This window comes from Clostridioides sp. LIBA-6822, from assembly GCF_056688955.1.
Window position 1 is genome coordinate 1,880,440 of record NZ_CP196995.1, and the last position, 19,549, is coordinate 1,899,988.

Here is a 19,549-nt window from a genome sequence, read left to right on the forward strand (position 1 = left end):
GGAGGAGTATTAATGAATAACAACGAGGAAAGAATTGACAAATTTTTAGAACTACAAAGTAAAGGAATTAAGTTTACAGAGATAGCTCAAAGTCTAAAAATTAGTCAAAGTACTTTAAGAACTTTTTTAAATAAAAAAGGATATAAATCAGAAAAAGGTAAATACATATTAAAAGACGAATTAAATTATAATGAAAATCTGGATAAGATAAACTTAAAAGAAGAAAAAATAGAAAAAAATATAAGTAATAGAAAAAAAGTAAGCACCAAAAAAAAGATTTCTAATGAAAAGGTTTTAAGTAAAGACATTGAACAAATTAAGTTTAATGATACAGATTTAAAAAATACAAAATCAAAAAAAAATGTTAAGCCTAAAAAAGATAGAAAAATAAATATAACTCAAGAAGACTTAGATAAGCTCTGTGAAGTATATGATTGGTATCTAGAAGTAAAAGATTATAATATAAAGCCAAAAAAAATATATAATAAAAAAGATGTACATATAGATAATGAATCCATAGATGAATTAAAAACAACAAGAATACGTATAGATAAAGAAACATGGAATGATTTTGAAAGGCTTTGTAGTAATTCCAATTTTGAAAAACACCAAATACTTACACAAGCATTGAAAGAATTTATGAAAAAATATAAAAATCTACTATAAAATATTACTATATGAGGTGCTTAATATGAATAAAATAGTAAAAAAATCAATTTTTTTAATGATTACATTAACAATATTTATTTTTACACTGACAGCATGTGAAAAAGATGAACAACCTGACTCAGCTGATATTCAAGCTGAAGACAAGGATGATTCAGCTGATATCCAAGTTGAAGATAAGAATGAGGTAAAAATAGACAAGGAAAATGCAAAAGCATTGAATATAGGGAAATCAGAAATTACAAATGTAGATGAAGGAGATAAAGTAGACACATCAACAAAGATAGAAAATAATTCAACATTTAATATATCAAATATTGAATTAATATATAATGAGTATGATGAGAATAAAAAAATTATTTCCTCAGATAGTAAGGCTGTGCTAGACATGACTTTAATGCCTGGTAAAGTTGCTTATGTAGAGTGTGGGCATAAAACTTTTACAAAGGGTGTAGAAGTTTATGCATATGAGTATGAAGCAGAGGGTAAGATTGTATATGTTAATTTAAAAGAAAATACTATTGATATAAGAAAAAATAATATTAAGCTAGAAAATAGTAGTCAGTATGAGGTATTATCTACATCAGAACTTAAAAAAGTAAATGAATCAAAAGAGGGAATTACATATCAAATAAAAGTAAAAAATTCATCATCAAAAGATTTAGGAAATATTATCCTTAAGACAGCAGAAGTTAATGAAAATGGAGAATATTTAGTGGTAAATCGTGTACCATCATATAAAATTTTAAAAGCTTCAGAAGAAACAGATATAGATATATTGTGCTCAACAAAAGCAAAAAGTGTTGAAATAGTAGGATACACATATGATGATATAAAAGAAAAAGCCAATGTAGATATTGATTTAAAATCTCATAAAGTTAAGATAGACAAATAAAGGTAGGGGATATTTATGAAGGTTTTGATAGTTGAAGATAATAAGGTACTTTTAGAAAGTGTAGTAGAAGAACTCAGTAAGCATTTTGAAACTGAAAAATGTGAAGATGGAGAAGAAGCCTTATACTTGGTTAATCAAAATATATATGATTTAGTTATTTTAGATTTAATGCTTCCTAACATAAATGGAATTGACATTTTAAAGAAGATGAGGGTGAATAATATAGATACACCTGTGCTTATATTGACAGCCAAAGAAGCATTAGATGACAAAGTAGAAGCATTTACCATAGGAGCTAATGATTATTTGACAAAACCTTTTTATATGGAAGAATTAGTAGCAAGAGTGTATGCTATATTAAGAACTAATGGAAAGATAAAAGAAAGAAATGGAATAGAATTTAAATCTTTATATTTGGATACATTAGAAAAAAGAGTGTATATTGAAAAAGAAGAAATAAAGTTACAAAATAAACAGTTTAACTTGCTTGAATATTTTGTATTAAATAAGGGTTCAATTTTACTAAAAGAACAGATTTATGATAGAATATGGGGAATTGATTCAGATGCAACCATTGAAATAGTTGAAGTATATGTAAGTAACCTAAGGAAAAAACTCAGTAAATATGGATATGACAAATATATTAAAACTAAACGTAAGGTAGGATATATATTCGATGATAAATAAGAATGTATTTACTAGTACTAAAAATCACCTAATAAAAATGTATATTGTTGTAGTAGGTAGCTTTTTAATAATATTTTCTATATTTATATACTCATATTTTAGAGGATTGACATATAGTGGAATTGATAGTGAAATAAATGATGAGCTTGAATATATAGTTTCTCAATTTAAAAGAACTTCATTTTTGAATCCCATAAGACTTAAAGACCCAAAAGATATGGTCTATGTATATGAAGATGGTAGAATAAGTTACTATACTCAGAATGAATATTTTGATGAGTTACTTCCAGATAGAAGATTAGATAAGAAAAATTCATTTTTTAAATATACAGAAAATGGATATACCTTTAGAGAATTAAATGTAGATGTAGGTAGATATCAAATACAAATAATTAGAAATATCGACTCTGAGATGAATTCTCTAAAGCAACTTACATCTGTTCTTATAATTGGAATACTGATTTCTGTAATAATTACTTACTTTGTTGCGGTGTATCTTACTAGAAAAGCTTTAATTCCAATAGAAACTGCGTGGAGAAACCAAGCTAAGTTTATACAAGATGCTTCCCATGAATTAAGAACACCAATAACAATAGTTTCATCAAAGTTAGAAAGTATGTTAAAATCCCCAGAAAGTACAGTAAATGACGAAGTTGAAACAATAGCTACGGCAATGAAAGAGACTAGAAGACTTAAAAAAATGATAACTGATTTATTGTCTCTTACTAAAGAAGATTCCATTGTTAAAGTCAACTTAGAGGAAGTAGATTTGGAAAGATTACTGGAGGAAATATCAGAAGATTATATTGATATTGCTGAGTTTCAGGAAAAAAGATTTATATTTAATTCTAAACTTAAGAATAAGATTATAATAACAGATAAAACTAAATTGAGACAGCTTATATTAATTTTTATTGATAATGCTTTTAAATACACAAAACAGGGTGATGATATAGTCTTAGAATTAAAGGAAGATATAGAAGATGAGGTAACTTTACTTATAAGTGATACTGGTATAGGTATAAAAAAAGAAGAAATACCTCTTATATTTGATAGATTTTTTAGAAGTGAAAATGTAAGAAATAAAAATTTGGAAGGCTCTGGAATAGGTCTTTCAATAGCTCGTATGATTAGTTTAAATTTGTCTATTGACATAAATGTAACTTCAGAGATAGGTTTTGGAACTACATTTGAATTATCAATACCACAAAAGTTAAAATAATAAAAATATAAAAACCTGTTTTTAGAAATAAAGAATGGGTATACTAATTAGTATAAAATAAAATATAAAAAGACCCTATAAAAGTAAAATTATATTTATGAAATTCATAGTATAATTGTATAGGGATAATTAAAGTTTATAGGAGGATTTAAAAATGGCTAAAGTTATAAATACATCTGAATTTAGAAGTAGTGTTGAAGGTAGTAAAGGAGTAGTTGTAGTGGATTTCTTTGCAACTTGGTGTGGACCTTGTAACATGTTAGGGCCTGTATTTGCAGAATTAGGTGAAGAAATGAAAAATGAAGCTAGATTTGTAAAAGTTGATATAGATGAGAGTTTAGAAATAGCTCAACAATTTAGTGTATCTACAGTACCAACTATGATTATATTCAAAGATGGAGAACCAGTAGAAACACTAATTGGATTTATGCCAAAGAACAAAATTGAAATGAAAGTAAAATCATATTTATAAAAAATGGGTGAATATTATGAGATATGATATAGCTATAATAGGCAGTGGTCCTGCCGGATTGTCTGCTGCTATAAATGCGAAAATAAGAAATAAAACAATTATCATGTTTGGTAGTGATAATTTAAGTAATAAGCTTGTTAAAGCTCCTTCGATAGATAATTATTTAGGTTTTTATGATATAAGTGGAGATGAATTAAAAGACAAGTTTAAATCACATATAGATAGTATGGATATTTCAATTGAAAATAAAAGAATAAATAATATTTATGCTATGGGAGAATACTTTGCAATAATGTCTGGAAATGATATGTATGAAGCTACTACTGTAATTCTTGCCACTGGTGTGGAATACACTAGACCAATTAAAGGTGAAGAAGAGTTTCTAGGAAGAGGAGTAGGGTATTGTGCTACATGTGATGCACCACTTTATAGAAATAAAAAGGTGGCAGTTATAGGATATAATGAAGAATCTAAAGAAGAAGCAAATTTTTTAAGTGAATTAACTTCAAAAACTTATTTTATACCTATGTACAAAAAAGAGAATCTTATGAGAGGCTCAGATAACTTAGATGACTCTATTGAAGTTATACACGATAGACCAGTACAGATAGATGGAGATAAACTTGTAAACAAAATATCTTTTAAAGAAAACCACATTGAAGTTGATGGAGTATTTGTTATAAAAGATAGTACAGCTCCAAGTGCATTGATTCCTGGAATAGAAATTGATGGTATCCATATTAAAGTTGACAATAATATGAATACTAGTATAGATGGATGCTTTGCTGCTGGAGATTGTGTTGGGAAACCATATTCTTATATAAAAGCAGCTGGGCAAGGTCAAATAGCAGCTTTAAACGCTGTTTACTATTTAGATAAATTAAAGAGAATTTAATATTTATATTGAGTAACTTTTTAAACATATTTATAAAAACTGTCTTAAAATAATTTTGTTATTTTAAGACAGTTTTTTATTTATAAATGATTCTTATTTAAATTATTTTAAAATATATTTTTAAGTATCTTCAGTATAAAAATTTTCAAAGTTGTAATAGAAAATATTTAAATTATTTATAATATATTCCAAAATTTTAAAATAATGGTTGAAAAAACTAATTAAGAGTACTATAATTTAATTAAGTAATTACTTAATCAAAAAGAGGTACTTATGGAAAACTTGGTTAAAATATTTAAAGCATTGAGTGATGAAACTAGACTTAACATACTTATATTAGTATCTAAGAGAAATATCTGTCAAAAAGGAATTTCTAAATATCTAGGAATTTCAGATTCTGCTGTTTCGCAACATATAAAAATATTAAAAGATGTTGGTATAATAACAGGATATAAAGAAGGGTACTATGTTTTATATCATATTAATAAAGAATCATTTAATATATGTGTAGATTTTATAAAATCTATGTTAAGCAATTCTAGTGAAAGCTTTATAGATGTATTTGATGTAAATACAATACATTTAGGATGCAGTAAAGAATGTAAGTCCATTAAAAAATGTTGTAAGAGAAGGGAGAAATAGTAATGAAAGTATGTATACCAGTAGAAGAGAATAAAGGATTGGATAGTAAACCATATGGTCATTTTGGTTCTGCTCCAATTTTTGTTGTGTGTGATTTAGAAAGTGGAGAAGTTAAATCTTTAGATAATGGAGATTTAGACCATGAGCATGGAAAGTGTCAACCACTAAAAGCATTATCAGGTACAGCTGTAGATGCAGTAGTAGTTGGGGGAATAGGACAAGGTGCTATAGTTAAATTAAATGGCATGGGAATCAAAGTTTATAGAGCAGAAGCCGATACTATAAGTGCTAATTTAGATTTACTTAAAAATGGAAAATTAGTAGAATTTCCATCAAATCATACTTGTTCACATGATGGATGTGGACATCATTAAAAACAAAATAGCTGATGAAGCCACAGGCTTCATCAGCTATTTTATTTTTTTAATAAATAAAGTTTTGTATTTTCAATACTCAAATTTAAGCTTTTATGATTTTTAGTAGAGTCTAAAATTTATAGGTATACTAACTTAGATTTTTTTTGTATGTTGTTCTATATAGTTAATATCATTTAGTATGTCATTAAGTTCTTTATTGAGTGTTTTTAAATCATCACCATCTACATTGTAGTTTAAAAATAGTTCCTCTACATTATCAATGATAGAATTAACTTTTCTAGTAACTTCAACAAAGGTTTTAAAGTTACTACTATTCTTAGCATTTAAAAATTTGTTTAAATCCTTTGATATAAATGATACTATTTCATATTCATCATTAAACAGACCTCTACCAATAGGATATGGTTCAATTCTTTGTAAAAAATATTGATCTTTAGCATTAATATTATAAGTATAAGATATTTCCCAATTGTCTCCTAAATCAAACTTGATAAAATACAATGTACTACTTACTTTTGATATTTTTGTTGCTCCAAGTTGCCTTAAAAGAACTTCAATTGAATCTCCTTGAACAGTATTAATATTCATATATACACATCCCCTTTAGTATTATTATACTATATTTTTTAAAATTTTATAATTAAATAAACAGTAGATATAATAATAGATATAATCATAAGTGGAAAACCTATCTTGAAATACTCTTTAAAAGATATAGGATGCCCATGTTTATTACCTATACCTGCTAATACAACATTAGCAGATGCTCCTATTAGTGTACCATTTCCTCCAAGACAAGCTCCAAGTGAAGTCGCCCACCATAATGGCATGACATCAATACCTTCAGCTTGCATAGTCAAAATAAGTGGAATTAATGTTGCAACAAATGGAATATTATCTAAGAAAGAAGAAACTATTGCTGACAACCATAATATTAATAACATTGTAAATACAAGATGTCCTTCTGTAAGTCCAATCAACGCTTGAGCTAATTTGTTTATTATGCCAACTTCTACTAATCCACCAACTACTACAAATAATCCCATAAAGAATAAAATTGTAGACCATTCAATACCTGCCATAATTTCATCTACATCTTGTTTTCCTATAAGAAGCATTATAGATGCTCCTGCTAGTGCAACGACAGAAGAGTCTATGTGGATTGTACTGTGAAACATAAAACCAAAAAGTATAAATGCTATTAATATAAGACTTTTTATAAGTAAGGGTTTATCTTTGACAGATTTTTTTTCATCGAGTTTTAATATCGCATTCTTAGCTTTTTCATCTACAGTAAGTTCTTTGCCATAAATAAATTTGAAGCATACTATAGTTATAGCAAGTATTACTATAACAGCAGGACCTAGATTTATTACAAAATCCATAAAACTAAGATTAGCGGCACTACCAATCATAATATTTGGAGGGTCTCCTATAAGAGTAGATGTTCCTCCTATATTGGAAGCTAAAATTTGTGTTATTAAAAATGGAACTGGATTAAGTCCCAATATTTGTGTAATAACTATAGTCATTGGACCAATAAGTAAGACAGTGGTAACATTATCTAATACAGCAGATAAAATAGCTGTTATAATAGCAAAACAAATCATTATCTTCCACGGGTCACCTTTAGCTTTCTTTGCAGTCCAGATAGCTATGTATTCAAATAGTCCTGAATTTTTGACGACAGCGACAAACAGCATCATACCAACTAATACACCAATAGTGTTGAAATCTATATGGCTCAATCCCTCATCAAGTGTAAGTATATTGAATATTATCATTAATAGTGCACCACCGACAGCTGCTACAGAGCGGTTTACTTTTTCTGTAATAATAGCTGCCATAACTATTAAAAATATACATATAGCTATTATTTGTTGAAATTCCATAATATAAGTACCTCCATTTGTATTATTTTGTGTCTAATGCTAGTACTATATATAGTATTACTTTTTTATTGTTTTTTCAATGGATGTCTAAAAGTATATTATTTAACAAAGTTTTTGGAAAAGTGACAGAATTTAAAGAAAATTTTTGCTATTTAAATAAATTTTAAAATAATCTCACTACTAATAATATTAAACGACAAACAAAAAAATATACCTTTAAAAATAGAATTTATTGTATCTAATAGTAATTATAAAATATTAAATATATCTATATTATAAAAGTAATAAAAAAAACTTGATTTTGAATATAAAACTGCAATATATTAAAAAAATTATTCATTTCAAACCTTGTAATTTGATTTTATAAATATTATAATTAAATTAATGAATTTTTAACAAGGAATTATTCATTTTTTTGATTTTAAGATTTATTAAGAAAACAAAATTAAATAGGGGGTAATTAATATAATGGATTTTTTAAATGGTATTTTAACAGGCATTAATAATGCAGTAGTATTTGTGAACAATTACTTATGGTCGTATATCTTAATTATAATGTTGGTTGTAATTGGTATTTACTTTACTATTAAAACAAATTTTGTACAATTCAGATATTTTATAGAAATGTTTAGACTTCTGGGTGATGGTACAGCAAATAAAAATGCAAAAAAGGAAGGAAAAATATCTTCATTCCAAGCCTTTTGCATAAGTACATCTTCAAGAGTTGGGACTGGAAATATAGCTGGAATAGCAATTGCCGTAGTAGCAGGTGGTCCTGGTGCTGTATTTTGGATGTGGCTTATAGCATTAATTGGTTCTGCTTCAAGTTTTGTCGAGAGTACATTAGCTCAGATTTACAAAGTTAAAAATGGTCAAGCTTTTAGAGGTGGACCAGCATATTATATGGAGCAAGGTCTAAATAAGAAATGGATGGGTGTTTTATTTTCAATACTTATAACTATATGTTATGGTTTTGTATTCAACGCAGTTCAAGCAAATACTGTTTCACTTGCATTTAATAATGCATTTGGAGTAAGTAAAATGGCTATGGGAATAGGTCTTGGGATTTTAACTGCAATAGTTATTTTTGGTGGAGTACATAGAGTTGCAAAAGTTTCTGAGATAATAGTTCCTGTATTTGCAGGATTATATATATTGGTTGCTTTAGCTATAGTTGGAATGAATATAACAGAGATACCAAGAATTATAACACTAATAGTAGAAAGTGCGTTTGATTTTAAAGGAATGGCAATTGGTACATTTATGGGAGTTGTAATGACTGGAGTGAAGAGAGGTTTATTCTCTAATGAAGCAGGTATGGGTAGTGCTCCTAATGCTGCTGCAACAGCACATGTAACTCATCCCGTAAAACAAGGTCTAATTCAATCTTTAGGTGTTTTTACTGATACTATAATCATATGTAGTTGTACAGCATTCATGGTATTATTGTATTCAGATTACGCTAGTAGTGGAGCAACTGGAATTGAGTTGGCTCAGGAAGCTTTAACTCATCATATAGGGCCAATAGGGAACATATTTATAGCAGTTTGTATATTCTTATTTGCATTTAGTTCTATAGTAGGTAATTATTATTATGGTGAGTCAAATATGGAATTTATGAGTGGAAGTAAGACTAAACTTAATATATTTAGAGTTTTCGTTGTAGGTATGGTTTTATTTGGTTCTCTTACTCAAGTAGATGTAGTTTGGAACCTAGCAGACTTATTTATGGCATTGATGGCTATAATAAACTTAATCGCAATATCGCTTTTAGGAAAGTATGCATTCATTGCTTTAAAAGACTATACAAGACAAAAAAAATCTGGAATAAAAGACCCTGTATTTATTGCAGATGAAATAGAAGGATTAGAAAATGTATCAGAGTGGCATAGTGAATTGCCAGAGGAACATTTAGGATAAAAAATTGTGAAACTATTTTGAGAGTTTAGAGTTTATATAATTTATATGAATATAATATTTAATTAGTTTATATTACTGGAATTTTTAATTCCAGTAATATTTTTTTATTATATAACTCAGGTGTTATTAAAAGTTTCTTTTAAAAATAGTTTATTTATTATAAAGTTTATCCTGAAATTTATTTTTTCTAAAATTACTATATAATTAAATCTTGTAAACCATCTTCAAAGCTTTCTAAGTAATTACAAAACATTCTAAACTCTTCTATAGTTTTGATTTCTTGTAAATTTCTTAAATCTATCATTATATTACTATATTTATGCAACATAAAACTCATATCATATATTTCACATTTAACAAATCCATCTTGATAACTGTATTTATAAGGTTCATATTTTGAAAAATTTGACTCAAAGTATTTTATTTTAGCATAGCACAATTTGTGTATGTTGAACAAAAGTGCCAGTACAGATTCTTTAACTGCAAACTTGTGTGTGAAGTATTTTATAGTATGGTATTTATCATGTTTAAACTCCCAAATTAAATTCTCATTTAAAGTAAGAGAATATTTTTTTATAAGGTTACGTTTATCTAGTGTTAAATCTTCTATTGAATATGTTTTCATAATTTATTCTCCTCATAAATATTTAATAAGTACTTATTAAATCATAGTATTTTATTGTTGCTTACTCTTAATTATATTGTATGGTAAATTAAAAAAATAATAAAATAGATAATTAGTATACTATTAATATGTGTTATAAATAAAAACAATAGCTTTAATAGTAATATATATATCTTTGTGATATTTTATATTTAGAGTCGTATTTATAATTATTTTAAGATTTTTAAAGTAACCTTGATTATTAATTTATATTTTAGAGGTTTTGAGGGGGATGCAAATTGTTCAGTAAGAAGGAATATATTGTTGTAGTATGCCGTGATTGTTTTGTATTTTATAATAAAGATAATGGCTTAAAAGAGAGTGTATCATTTTCAATACAACCTATTCCAAATGTGCCTTTTTATCATTATCTATTTGAAGGAGAAACTGAAAAGTTTATTAGAGATATACAAACAAAAGTTTCTATTAAGAAATCAGCCTTGTACATATTAATTCCAGATGATGCATTAGGTATAGACATAAAAGTATTACAAGAATTTTTTATTCAGTTAGGATGTAGAAAAATAATTTTTTCTAAACAAAATATCCTTTTAAGTAATTGTGTGGAAGATTATATTTCAATATCATTTACAAGTAGAGTAGTTGCTATTTCGTATGTAAAAAGTGGAGGAGCTGAATCAATAGATTTTTTTGCTTACAATGAGTTTGATGTTAAGAATATATCTTATATTATTAAAAATTTACATAATGATTGTGTATATTCTGATTTAAAAATATATGTGAATAGTATAGGAATTTCTAATAATTATGAAGATATTGGTAAGATTGTTCAGGTAGATGATATTGTAAATAATTTTAAAAAATTATATATTGAAAAAACACATAAAGATAGAATTGTTAGTATCTAAAATTATACGGCTTTATATACTTTAATAGGTAAGAGCTTGGATATATATTATATTTGAAATTATTGAGTACCAAAAGAACAAAGATATTTTGTCCTTTTGGTATTCAGTATTTTATATTATTTATACAGGTTTAACATTTAATTAATGACACTATTTAATCTAGAGATTTAAATAAATTTACCATTTCCAATGCACTCATAGCACAATCATAGCCTTTATTTCCAGCTTTTGTACCTGCTCTTTCAATAGCCTGTTCAATATTTTCTGTAGTCACGATTCCAAATATAACAGGTAATTCATTATCTAAAGATACTTTTGCTATCCCTTTAGAGACTTCGCTACATACATAATCATAATGAGATGTAGCTCCTCTTATAACACATCCTAAACAAATTATAGCATCATACTTACCACTTTTAGACATTTTTTGAGCAACAAGAGGAATTTCAAAAGCTCCAGGTACCCAAGCTATTTCTATATTTTCTGGAGAAACATCGTGTCTTAAGAGGCAATCTTCAGCACCTGATAAAAGTTTTGATGTTATAAATTCATTAAAACGAGAATTTATTATTCCTATTTTTAAGTCTTTTCCAATAAGTTTTCCTTCATATATCATTTTTTATTTCCTCCAATTTTATTTATGTTATAGATTTATATTTATAAATATTTTTAATATTAATTGCAAATAATTACTTAGTAGAAAAATATCTTTATATAACTATCTATATAATATCCAACAGATGTCCCATTTTATCTTTTTTAGTTTTTAGATATAACTTGTTAAAGTCATTAATTTCTTCATTAATAGGGACTCTATTTTCTATTTTTATTCCATATTTCTCTAACTGATTTATTTTATCAGGATTATTACTTAAAAGACTTATGCTTTTTATATTTAAATTTTTTAATATTTGAGCAGCCATATAGAAATCTCTCATATCTTCTTCAAATCCAAGCATTAGATTTGCTTCCACAGTATCATAACCTTCTTCTTGGAGTTTATAAGCTTTAATTTTATTTAAAAGACCAATACCTCTACCTTCTTGTTTCATATAAATTAAAACACCATTTCCATTTTCTACAATTTTCTTCATAGAAGATTCTAATTGCAATCCACAATCACATTTTAAAGAGTGGAACACATCACCTGTTAAACATTCGGAATGAAGTCTAACTAGAGTATTTTCTTCCTTCATATCTCCATAAGTAAGTGCAATATGTTCTTCGTCTGAATAAGTATCTTTATATCCTATGATTTCAAAATTACCGTATTTTGTTGGAAGGAAAGCACTAGACACCTTTTCTATAGTAGTTTCATTTAATTTACGATATTCTATAAGGTCTTTTATAGTTATAATTTTCAAATTGTGTTTTTCTTTGAAAATCATTAAATCATCAACTCTTGCCATTGTACCATCATCTTTCATTATTTCACAAATAAGACCAATTTCTTTAAAACCTGCAAGTCTAGCTAGGTCTACAGAAGCTTCTGTATGCCCATCTCTGACAAGAACTCCACCAGTTTTTGCAATTAAAGGAAAAATGTGACCAGGAGTTTTGAAATCTTTACTTGTAGAATTCTCATCACAGAATAATTTTACAGTTTCAGCTCTCTCATATGCAGATATACCAGTTAGAGTATCTGCACCATCTATAGTAACAGTAAAGGCTGTTTGAAATGTGTCTGTATTTTCTCTAACCATAAGAGGTATATTTAAACTTTTAAATTTTTTTTCAGTAGCAGGTAGACAAATTAAACCTCTACCATATGTAGCCATAAAATTTATTGATTCAGGGGTAGCCATCTCAGCTGCCATTAGTAAATCTCCTTCATTTTCTCTACCTTCATCATCAACAACGATTACCATTTTCCCATTTTTTATATCCTTAATAGCTTCTTCAATAGTATTAAACATGTAATTCACTCCTTTATTATTTTTAAAAACCATTTTTAAATAAAAAATCTTTATCTATATTTGATTTATAGTTAATACTATTGGAATTTAATTCCTTGTAGTTCTTAACCATAAAACTATTAACATACTTTCCAATTACATCACTTTCTAAATTAACAAAGTCTCCAATATTTTTTGTTAAGAGAGTAGTGTTCAATTTAGTATGAGGTATAATAGAAACTTTAAATATTTCATCATCTAAATATGATATAGTTAAGCTTACACCATCAATGGCAACAGAACCTTTAAGTATCATTGATGATAAAAGTTTTTTAACTGGTCGTATGCTTACTAAAACTGCATTTTCATCTTTTTCAAACTTACAAATAGTACCTTTACAATCAACGTGGCCTGTTACTATATGACCTCCAAATCTCGAGGAAAGGGTCATAGCTCTTTCAAGGTTTACTTTGTCATTTGTATTTAAGGAACCTAAATTTGTAGAACGAATTGTCTCCATCATAACATCTGCTGTAAACTCATTTTTTCCTAGGTTTGAAACAGTTAGACAAACCCCATTTACAGAGATACTATCTCCAAGGTTTGTACCATCTAATATTTTGTTTGATAGTATGGTTACTTGTCCGCTTTTGCCATTGGCAGTAATTCTTTTAAGTATTCCAACTTCTTCTACTATGCCAGTAAACATTATGACCTCCTTTATACATATATTCATAAAATTTAATTTAAAACATCAGATTCTATCAAAATATCTCCATCTATTAAAGTTACATTATTGATTACTAATTGTGTTGAATCTGATAGATGATTTACTCCTTCTCCAGAAACGAATGTAGGTGCGTCTTTACCACCTATAATTTTAGGGGATAAAAATAGTTTGACTTTATCAACTAATTTATTTCTAAATAGACTATCATTAAGTGTAGAACCTCCCTCAACTAGGACAGAGTCAATGTTTAATTCTCCTAATTTATACATTACAAATTTCAAATCTACTAAGTTATTTTTCTGAGGAGAAATTATGACTTCAACATTATTTTCTCTTAATATTGATAATTTTTTACTGTCTTTACAACATGTGAAAACTATAGTTTTACTAGTTTTATCCTCAACCAAATTACTATTAATTGGCAATTTTAGGTTTGTATCTATTACTATTCTTGTAGGGTGAGATATTTCATCTTGATTAAGTCTACAAGTTAGTAAGGGATTATCATTTAAAACTGTGTTTATGCCAACCATTATACTATGATACTTATTTCTGTATTTATGAGTTAGGTACCTTGATGACTCATTAGATATCCATTTTGATTCTAGTGATTTTGTAGCAATTTTACCATCTAGACTTACTGCTGATTTTACAATACAAAGAGGTCTTTTATTTTTTATGTAATAAAAAAATATTTCATTTAATTCTCTTGCTTCTTCTTCTAATATTCCTACAGTAACATCAATGTTGTTATCTTTTAATTTTTTTACTCCATTACCACAAACAAGCGGGTTTGGGTCTAGTGTAGATATGACAACTCTTTTAATCTTATTTTGAATAATTTTATCAACACAAGGAGGTGTTTTTCCATAATGAGAACATGGTTCTAAATTTACATAAAGAGTAGAGTCTTTTAGGCTTTGTTTAGTATCGTTTATAGCATTTACTTCAGCATGATTAGAGCCAAATTTCTCATGATATCCTTTGCCTATTATCTCACTATCTTTAACAATTACACATCCAACTAGTGGGTTTGGATTTGTAAAACCTTCTCCTTTTTTAGCCAATTCAATAGCTTTTTTCATATAATAAATGTCTTTTTCTTTTTGATTTACAAAATTCAAAATATGTACACCTCCTGTTTAATTAGATAATTTTTAAACAAAAAACCCTGAGAATTAACTCAGGGTTTAGAATAATCTACAATAAATGTTTAATAAGAGTACAACAAAATTGCTCTACAAAAAAACTCATTAAACATATCTTCTTCCATCCAGACTTTACTGTCGGCTTTGGAATTTAACCAAATCAACCAAATTTTACCTTGGCTCGCGGGCTGTACCGCCGATTGGGAATTTCACCCTACCCCGAAGATTAAGTATTAAATTTATATTTAGAATGTATCATAAATTATTTTACTTTGCAAACTATTTTTTTCAAAAAATATGTTAATATATAATATAGAATGTCTATAAACTTTGGAATAATGCGATTGTGAATATAAAAATAAAAATTTGAACATAATCAGGAAAGAAGTCTAATTAATTTAAATTAGGAGAGAAATATATGAATAAAAAACCTTTAGAAATATTATCAAAATACTATGGATATACAAGTTTTAGAAAAGGTCAGGAAGCTATAATAAATTCTATTTTGAGCGAAAAAGATGTACTAGCTATAATGCCAACTGGAGGTGGTAAATCCATCTGTTATCAACTTCCAGCGTTGATATTAGATGGAATGACAATAGTAATTTCTCCACTCATATCTCTTATGAAAGACCAAGTGGATGCTTTAAAGGCTATGGGAATTAACGCAGCTTTTATAAATAGTTCATTAAGTAACAAAGAATTCAATGAAATATTAAATAACATTAGAAAAAATAATTATAAAATACTCTATATAGCTCCAGAGAGATTAGATGCACAGGAATTTCTTGAACTAATAAATAATAACAACATAAGTCAAATCGCAATAGATGAAGCGCATTGTGTATCTCAATGGGGACATGATTTTAGGTTGAGCTATAGAAGGATTTCCGATTTTATAAAGAATTTGCCTAAAAGACCTATAATTACAGCATTTACAGCAACAGCTTCAGAAGAGGTACGAGCTGATATAATAAATTTATTGTGCTTAGAAAATCCAGACTGTTATATAACAGGTTTTGATAGAGATAACTTATCAATAAATATAGTAAAATCATCTAGTAAAAATAAATATATTTTAGATTATATTAAAAATCATAAGAATGAGTCTGGAATTATATACGTTGCAACTAGAAAGGAAGTTGAAAATATACATAATGGATTATCTAAGAGAAATATATCTGTGTCAAAATATCATGCAGGTTTATCTAAAAATGAAAGAAGTAAAAATCAAGAAGACTTTATAAACGATGATGTAGATATAATGATAGCAACGAACGCCTTTGGAATGGGTATTGACAAACCTAATATAAGGTGGGTTATACACTACAACATGCCCCAAAGTATAGAAAACTATTATCAAGAAATAGGTAGAGCTGGTAGAGATGGAGAAAAAAGTGAATGTGTGCTTTTATTTTCTCCAGGAGATGTACATATACAAAAATATTTAATCGATATTGGAGTTGAGAATCCTGAAAGAAAATTGTTTCAACATAAGAAGCTTCAATATATGATTGACTTGGTTTACAGTAATTCATGTTATAGAAGGACAATATTGAATTACTTTGGAGAAAATTATATAGAAGATTGTAATAATTGTAGTAACTGTTTAGTAGAAGGTGAAATAGTAGATAAGACTATAGATGCTCAAAAAGTCATTTCATGTGTAGCTAGAATGAAAAGAAGTTATGGCGTTACTACTATTGTAGATGTACTTAGAGGTTCTAAAAATAAAAAGATTTTACAACTTGGACTAAACACCTTATCTACATATAATATTATGAGAGATTATTCAAGTGAAGATTTAAAGAACTTTATAAATACATTGGTTTCTCATGGTTTCTTGGATTTGGTTGAGACTTTAGGTAATGGAAATAGAGGAAGCTTTCCAACAATAAGATTGAATGATATGTCTATGAAAGTTTTAAAAGGTCAAGTGAAAGTAGAATTTAAAGAAATTGTGATTACAAAATCATTAGAGGTAGAAGATGAGCTATATAGTGCATTAAGAGAGCTTAGACACTCAATTGCAAGTGAAGAAAGAATAGCTCCATATATGGTATTTGGAGATGGGACACTTAGAGCTATGTCTAGTAGTTATCCAGTTAATAAAGAAGAAATGTTAGATATATCTGGAGTAGGGGAAATTAAGTATCAAAAATATGGTAGAGACTTTGAAACAGTAATTAAAGAATATGTCGAAAAAAATAATATAACTAAACAATATAAAGAAAAAAATGTCGATTTAGAGAGTGTTAATAGTGAATTCTTTGAGGTTAATTCAGATAATGCTCTATATGAAAAACTATTAAGCATTAGAGAAGAATATGCAACAAAAGAAAAATTACCTCCATATATGGTTTTATCCAATAAGGCTTTGAAAGAAATAAGTGGAAGATATCCGCTTGATGAAGAGCAACTGAAAGATATTTCAGGTATAGGTGGGGTAAAAATTGAAAAGTATGGAGCTAGTATTTTAGATGAAGTCAAACAATATGTAAAAGAAAATGATATTAATGTTATTTGGGATAAAAAGGGTAAAAGGAAGCTAATACTAGATGGAGAAAGTAGAAAAAATAATGAAATAGCATTAGATTTATTAAATCAAGGAAAGGATATACAAAGTATTAGTCAAGAAATAGAGGTTTCATTATCAACCATCATTGGATATGTACATGATTATGTAAAGGATGGAAATAGTATAACATTTGAATTAGAATTAGAAAATTTCTATGATGAAGATGAAAAGAAAATGATTTTAGAAGTTTGTGAAAAAGTGGGATATGATAATTTAAATAATATAAAAAGAAAACTTCCAGATTCAATAAAGTATGAAAAAATAAGAGCTGTGATGCTTGATTCTTATCTTAAAAATTTAAAAAATGATATTATGTCAGAGTAATTTTTAACATATTCAAAAATAAAATTTGTATTATTGTGTTGAACTAATATTTTTGCTGTGTTATACTGAATTTGTAAAAATAATGAAAAATTAGAGCTAGGGGCGCTAGAATTGGCTAGCTGAGAGATAAAGCCGTAACTTACAAACCCTAATAACCTGATCAAGATAATGCTTGCGAAGGGAAGCTTTTAATATAATTTTGTTACATAAATAGACAAATTATTTAATTTTAGGGAAAATTTGTCTAAGTGTATATATGATTATAAGAGTGCTTTCCAAACAAGGAAAAGCACTTTTTTTATTTTCAAAAACTATAACTTTAATCTTGGAGGATTGTAATATGAATTATACAACACAAATGGATGCTGCTAGAAAAGGCATAATAACTAAAGAAATGGAAATCGTTTCTCAAAAAGAGCAAGTAGATGTGAATGAATTAAGAGAATTAATAGCAAATGGACAAGTTGTTATACCTGCTAATAAAAATCATAAATCTTTAAGTGCAGAAGGTGTAGGTAAAAATTTAAGAACAAAAATAAATGTAAATCTAGGAATTTCAAGAGATTGTAAGGATATAGAAAAAGAACTTGAAAAAGTTAGAGTAGCAATAGACATGAAAGCTGAAGCTATAATGGATTTGAGTAACTATGGTAAAACTAGAGAATTTAGAGAAAAAGTGGTTGAAATGTCACCTGCAATGATAGGTTCAGTACCTATGTACGATGCAGTGGGATATTTAGAGAAAGAATTAAAAGATATAACAGAAGAAGAGTTTTTAAATGTAATAAAACAGCATGCGATTGATGGAGTTGACTTTATTACTATACATGCAGGTCTTACAAGAAATGTTTGCCAAAAGATAAAAAATCATGAAAGATTAACTCATATAGTATCTCGTGGTGGTTCTCTGTTATTTGCATGGATGGAATTGAATAATAAGGAAAATCCTATTTACACTAATTTTGATAAAATATTGGATATATGCGAGGAATACGATGTTACATTGAGTTTAGGAGATGCTTGTAGACCTGGTTGTATAAAAGATTCTACTGATGGTGTTCAAATTCAAGAACTTGTAGTATTAGGTGAACTTACTAAGAGAGCATGGGAAAGAAATGTACAAGTAATGATAGAAGGACCTGGTCACATGGCTATTGATGAGATAGAAGCAAATGTAGTATTAGAAAAGAGATTGTGTCATGGAGCACCTTTTTATGTTCTTGGACCATTAGTTACAGATATAGCACCAGGTTATGACCATATAACAAGTGCAATAGGAGGAGCTTTAGCATGTGCTAAAGGAGTAGACTTTTTATGTTATGTAACTCCAGCAGAACACTTGAGATTACCTAATTTAGATGACATGAAAGAAGGCATAATAGCTGCAAAAATAGCTGCTCATGCAGGAGATATAGCTAAAAATGTTAAAGGTGCTCGTGAATGGGATAATAAGATGAGTAAGGCTAGAGCTGATTTAGACTGGTGTGAGATGTTTAGACTTGCAATAGATCCTGAAAAAGCCAAGAGATATAGAGATGAATCAACTCCTACTCATGAAGATAGCTGTACTATGTGTGGAAAAATGTGTTCAATGAGAACGGTTAAGAAAATATTAAACAATGAGGAACTTAATTTAATATAATTTATGACTAGAATAAAATAAATTTAAAAAT

General features: G+C 27.5%; 19 protein-coding genes and 2 riboswitches. Of the genes, 12 read left to right on the forward strand and 7 right to left on the reverse strand.

All coding sequences use genetic code 11. The features are described 5' to 3' along the window. Positions 1-12 precede the first annotated feature (12 nt). The 8 genes from ACTG48_RS09000 to ACTG48_RS09035 all read left to right on the forward strand — a co-directional run bounded on the left by ACTG48_RS09000 (position 13) and on the right by ACTG48_RS09035 (position 5,853). A complete protein-coding gene (locus ACTG48_RS09000) occupies positions 13-666 on the forward strand; it encodes a DNA-binding protein (RefSeq protein ID WP_479918642.1) in 654 nt (217 codons plus the stop codon). A gap of 25 nt (positions 667-691) precedes the next feature. Continuing rightward, entirely contained in the window at positions 692-1,561 is an 870-nt protein-coding gene (locus tag ACTG48_RS09005) for a hypothetical protein (protein ID WP_021384455.1), read from the forward strand. Positions 1,562-1,576: 15 nt separating this feature from the next. Beyond that, a complete protein-coding gene (locus ACTG48_RS09010) occupies positions 1,577-2,248 on the forward strand; it encodes a response regulator transcription factor (RefSeq protein WP_479918643.1) in 672 nt (223 codons plus the stop codon). Continuing rightward, a complete protein-coding gene (locus tag ACTG48_RS09015; RefSeq protein WP_021384453.1) occupies positions 2,238-3,470 on the forward strand; it encodes a sensor histidine kinase in 1,233 nt (410 codons plus the stop codon). The genes ACTG48_RS09010 and ACTG48_RS09015 overlap by 11 nt, the downstream gene beginning before the upstream one ends. Positions 3,471-3,624: 154 nt before the next feature. Then, entirely contained in the window at positions 3,625-3,942 is a 318-nt protein-coding gene (trxA, locus tag ACTG48_RS09020; protein ID WP_021384467.1) for a thioredoxin, read from the forward strand. A gap of 16 nt (positions 3,943-3,958) precedes the next feature. Continuing rightward, positions 3,959-4,837, forward strand: coding sequence for an NAD(P)/FAD-dependent oxidoreductase (locus tag ACTG48_RS09025; protein ID WP_021384469.1), 879 nt, complete (start codon positions 3,959-3,961; stop codon positions 4,835-4,837). Positions 4,838-5,110: 273 nt separating this feature from the next. After that, positions 5,111-5,479, forward strand: coding sequence for an ArsR/SmtB family transcription factor (locus ACTG48_RS09030; RefSeq protein WP_021384477.1), 369 nt, complete (start codon positions 5,111-5,113; stop codon positions 5,477-5,479). Positions 5,480-5,481: 2 nt separating this feature from the next. Beyond that, the gene (locus tag ACTG48_RS09035; protein ID WP_021384449.1) at positions 5,482-5,853 is read left to right on the forward strand and encodes a NifB/NifX family molybdenum-iron cluster-binding protein; all 372 of its coding nucleotides are present in this window, start codon (positions 5,482-5,484) and stop codon (positions 5,851-5,853) included. A gap of 135 nt (positions 5,854-5,988) precedes the next feature. Here the strand turns inward: ACTG48_RS09035 and ACTG48_RS09040 are convergent, their stop codons facing one another. Both ACTG48_RS09040 and ACTG48_RS09045 read right to left on the reverse strand, forming a co-directional pair. Beyond that, positions 5,989-6,444, reverse strand: coding sequence for a hypothetical protein (locus tag ACTG48_RS09040; RefSeq protein ID WP_021384474.1), 456 nt, complete (start codon positions 6,442-6,444; stop codon positions 5,989-5,991). Between the two features lie 38 nt (positions 6,445-6,482). Further along, the gene (locus ACTG48_RS09045) at positions 6,483-7,748 is read right to left on the reverse strand and encodes an ArsB/NhaD family transporter (protein ID WP_021384458.1); all 1,266 of its coding nucleotides are present in this window, start codon (positions 7,746-7,748) and stop codon (positions 6,483-6,485) included. Between the two features lie 468 nt (positions 7,749-8,216). Here ACTG48_RS09045 and ACTG48_RS09050 point away from each other — a divergent pair, with 468 nt between their 5' ends. Further along, complete coding sequence (locus ACTG48_RS09050) at positions 8,217-9,668, forward strand: alanine/glycine:cation symporter family protein (RefSeq protein WP_021384479.1); 1,452 nt, start codon at positions 8,217-8,219, stop codon at positions 9,666-9,668. A gap of 196 nt (positions 9,669-9,864) precedes the next feature. Here ACTG48_RS09050 and ACTG48_RS09055 read toward each other — a convergent pair whose 3' ends face one another. Beyond that, the gene (locus ACTG48_RS09055; RefSeq protein ID WP_021384496.1) at positions 9,865-10,293 is read right to left on the reverse strand and encodes a hypothetical protein; all 429 of its coding nucleotides are present in this window, start codon (positions 10,291-10,293) and stop codon (positions 9,865-9,867) included. A gap of 278 nt (positions 10,294-10,571) precedes the next feature. Here ACTG48_RS09055 and ACTG48_RS09060 point away from each other — a divergent pair, with 278 nt between their 5' ends. Next, positions 10,572-11,201, forward strand: coding sequence for a hypothetical protein (locus tag ACTG48_RS09060; RefSeq protein WP_479918644.1), 630 nt, complete (start codon positions 10,572-10,574; stop codon positions 11,199-11,201). A gap of 154 nt (positions 11,202-11,355) precedes the next feature. On the opposite strand, the gene ribH is transcribed toward ACTG48_RS09060, so the two are convergent. From ribH to ribD, 4 genes are all read right to left on the reverse strand, one after another. Further along, positions 11,356-11,817, reverse strand: coding sequence for a 6,7-dimethyl-8-ribityllumazine synthase (gene ribH / locus ACTG48_RS09065; protein WP_021384489.1), 462 nt, complete (start codon positions 11,815-11,817; stop codon positions 11,356-11,358). A gap of 106 nt (positions 11,818-11,923) precedes the next feature. Beyond that, a complete protein-coding gene (locus ACTG48_RS09070; protein ID WP_479918645.1) occupies positions 11,924-13,117 on the reverse strand; it encodes a bifunctional 3,4-dihydroxy-2-butanone-4-phosphate synthase/GTP cyclohydrolase II in 1,194 nt (397 codons plus the stop codon). Between the two features lie 22 nt (positions 13,118-13,139). Continuing rightward, positions 13,140-13,805 carry a riboflavin synthase gene (locus tag ACTG48_RS09075; RefSeq protein WP_479918646.1) on the reverse strand — a complete coding sequence of 222 codons (666 nt, stop codon included), beginning with the start codon at positions 13,803-13,805 and terminating at the stop codon, positions 13,140-13,142. A gap of 32 nt (positions 13,806-13,837) precedes the next feature. Continuing rightward, positions 13,838-14,950: a bifunctional diaminohydroxyphosphoribosylaminopyrimidine deaminase/5-amino-6-(5-phosphoribosylamino)uracil reductase RibD gene (gene ribD, locus ACTG48_RS09080; RefSeq protein ID WP_479918647.1), complete on the reverse strand. Its 1,113-nt coding sequence runs from the start codon at positions 14,948-14,950 to the stop codon at positions 13,838-13,840. 133 nt (positions 14,951-15,083) lie between these two features. Next, a riboswitch (FMN riboswitch) is annotated at positions 15,084-15,205 on the reverse strand. 187 nt (positions 15,206-15,392) lie between these two features. Between ribD and recQ the strand changes: the two genes are divergently transcribed. Beyond that, positions 15,393-17,876 (forward strand): DNA helicase RecQ, encoded by a 2,484-nt coding sequence (gene recQ, locus ACTG48_RS09085; RefSeq protein WP_479918648.1) that lies wholly within the window; start codon positions 15,393-15,395, stop codon positions 17,874-17,876. An 88-nt stretch (positions 17,877-17,964) separates the two neighbouring features. Continuing rightward, a riboswitch (TPP riboswitch) is annotated at positions 17,965-18,076 on the forward strand. 140 nt (positions 18,077-18,216) lie between these two features. Continuing rightward, entirely contained in the window at positions 18,217-19,518 is a 1,302-nt protein-coding gene (thiC, locus tag ACTG48_RS09090) for a phosphomethylpyrimidine synthase ThiC (protein WP_021384490.1), read from the forward strand. Positions 19,519-19,549: the final 31 nt, after the last annotated feature.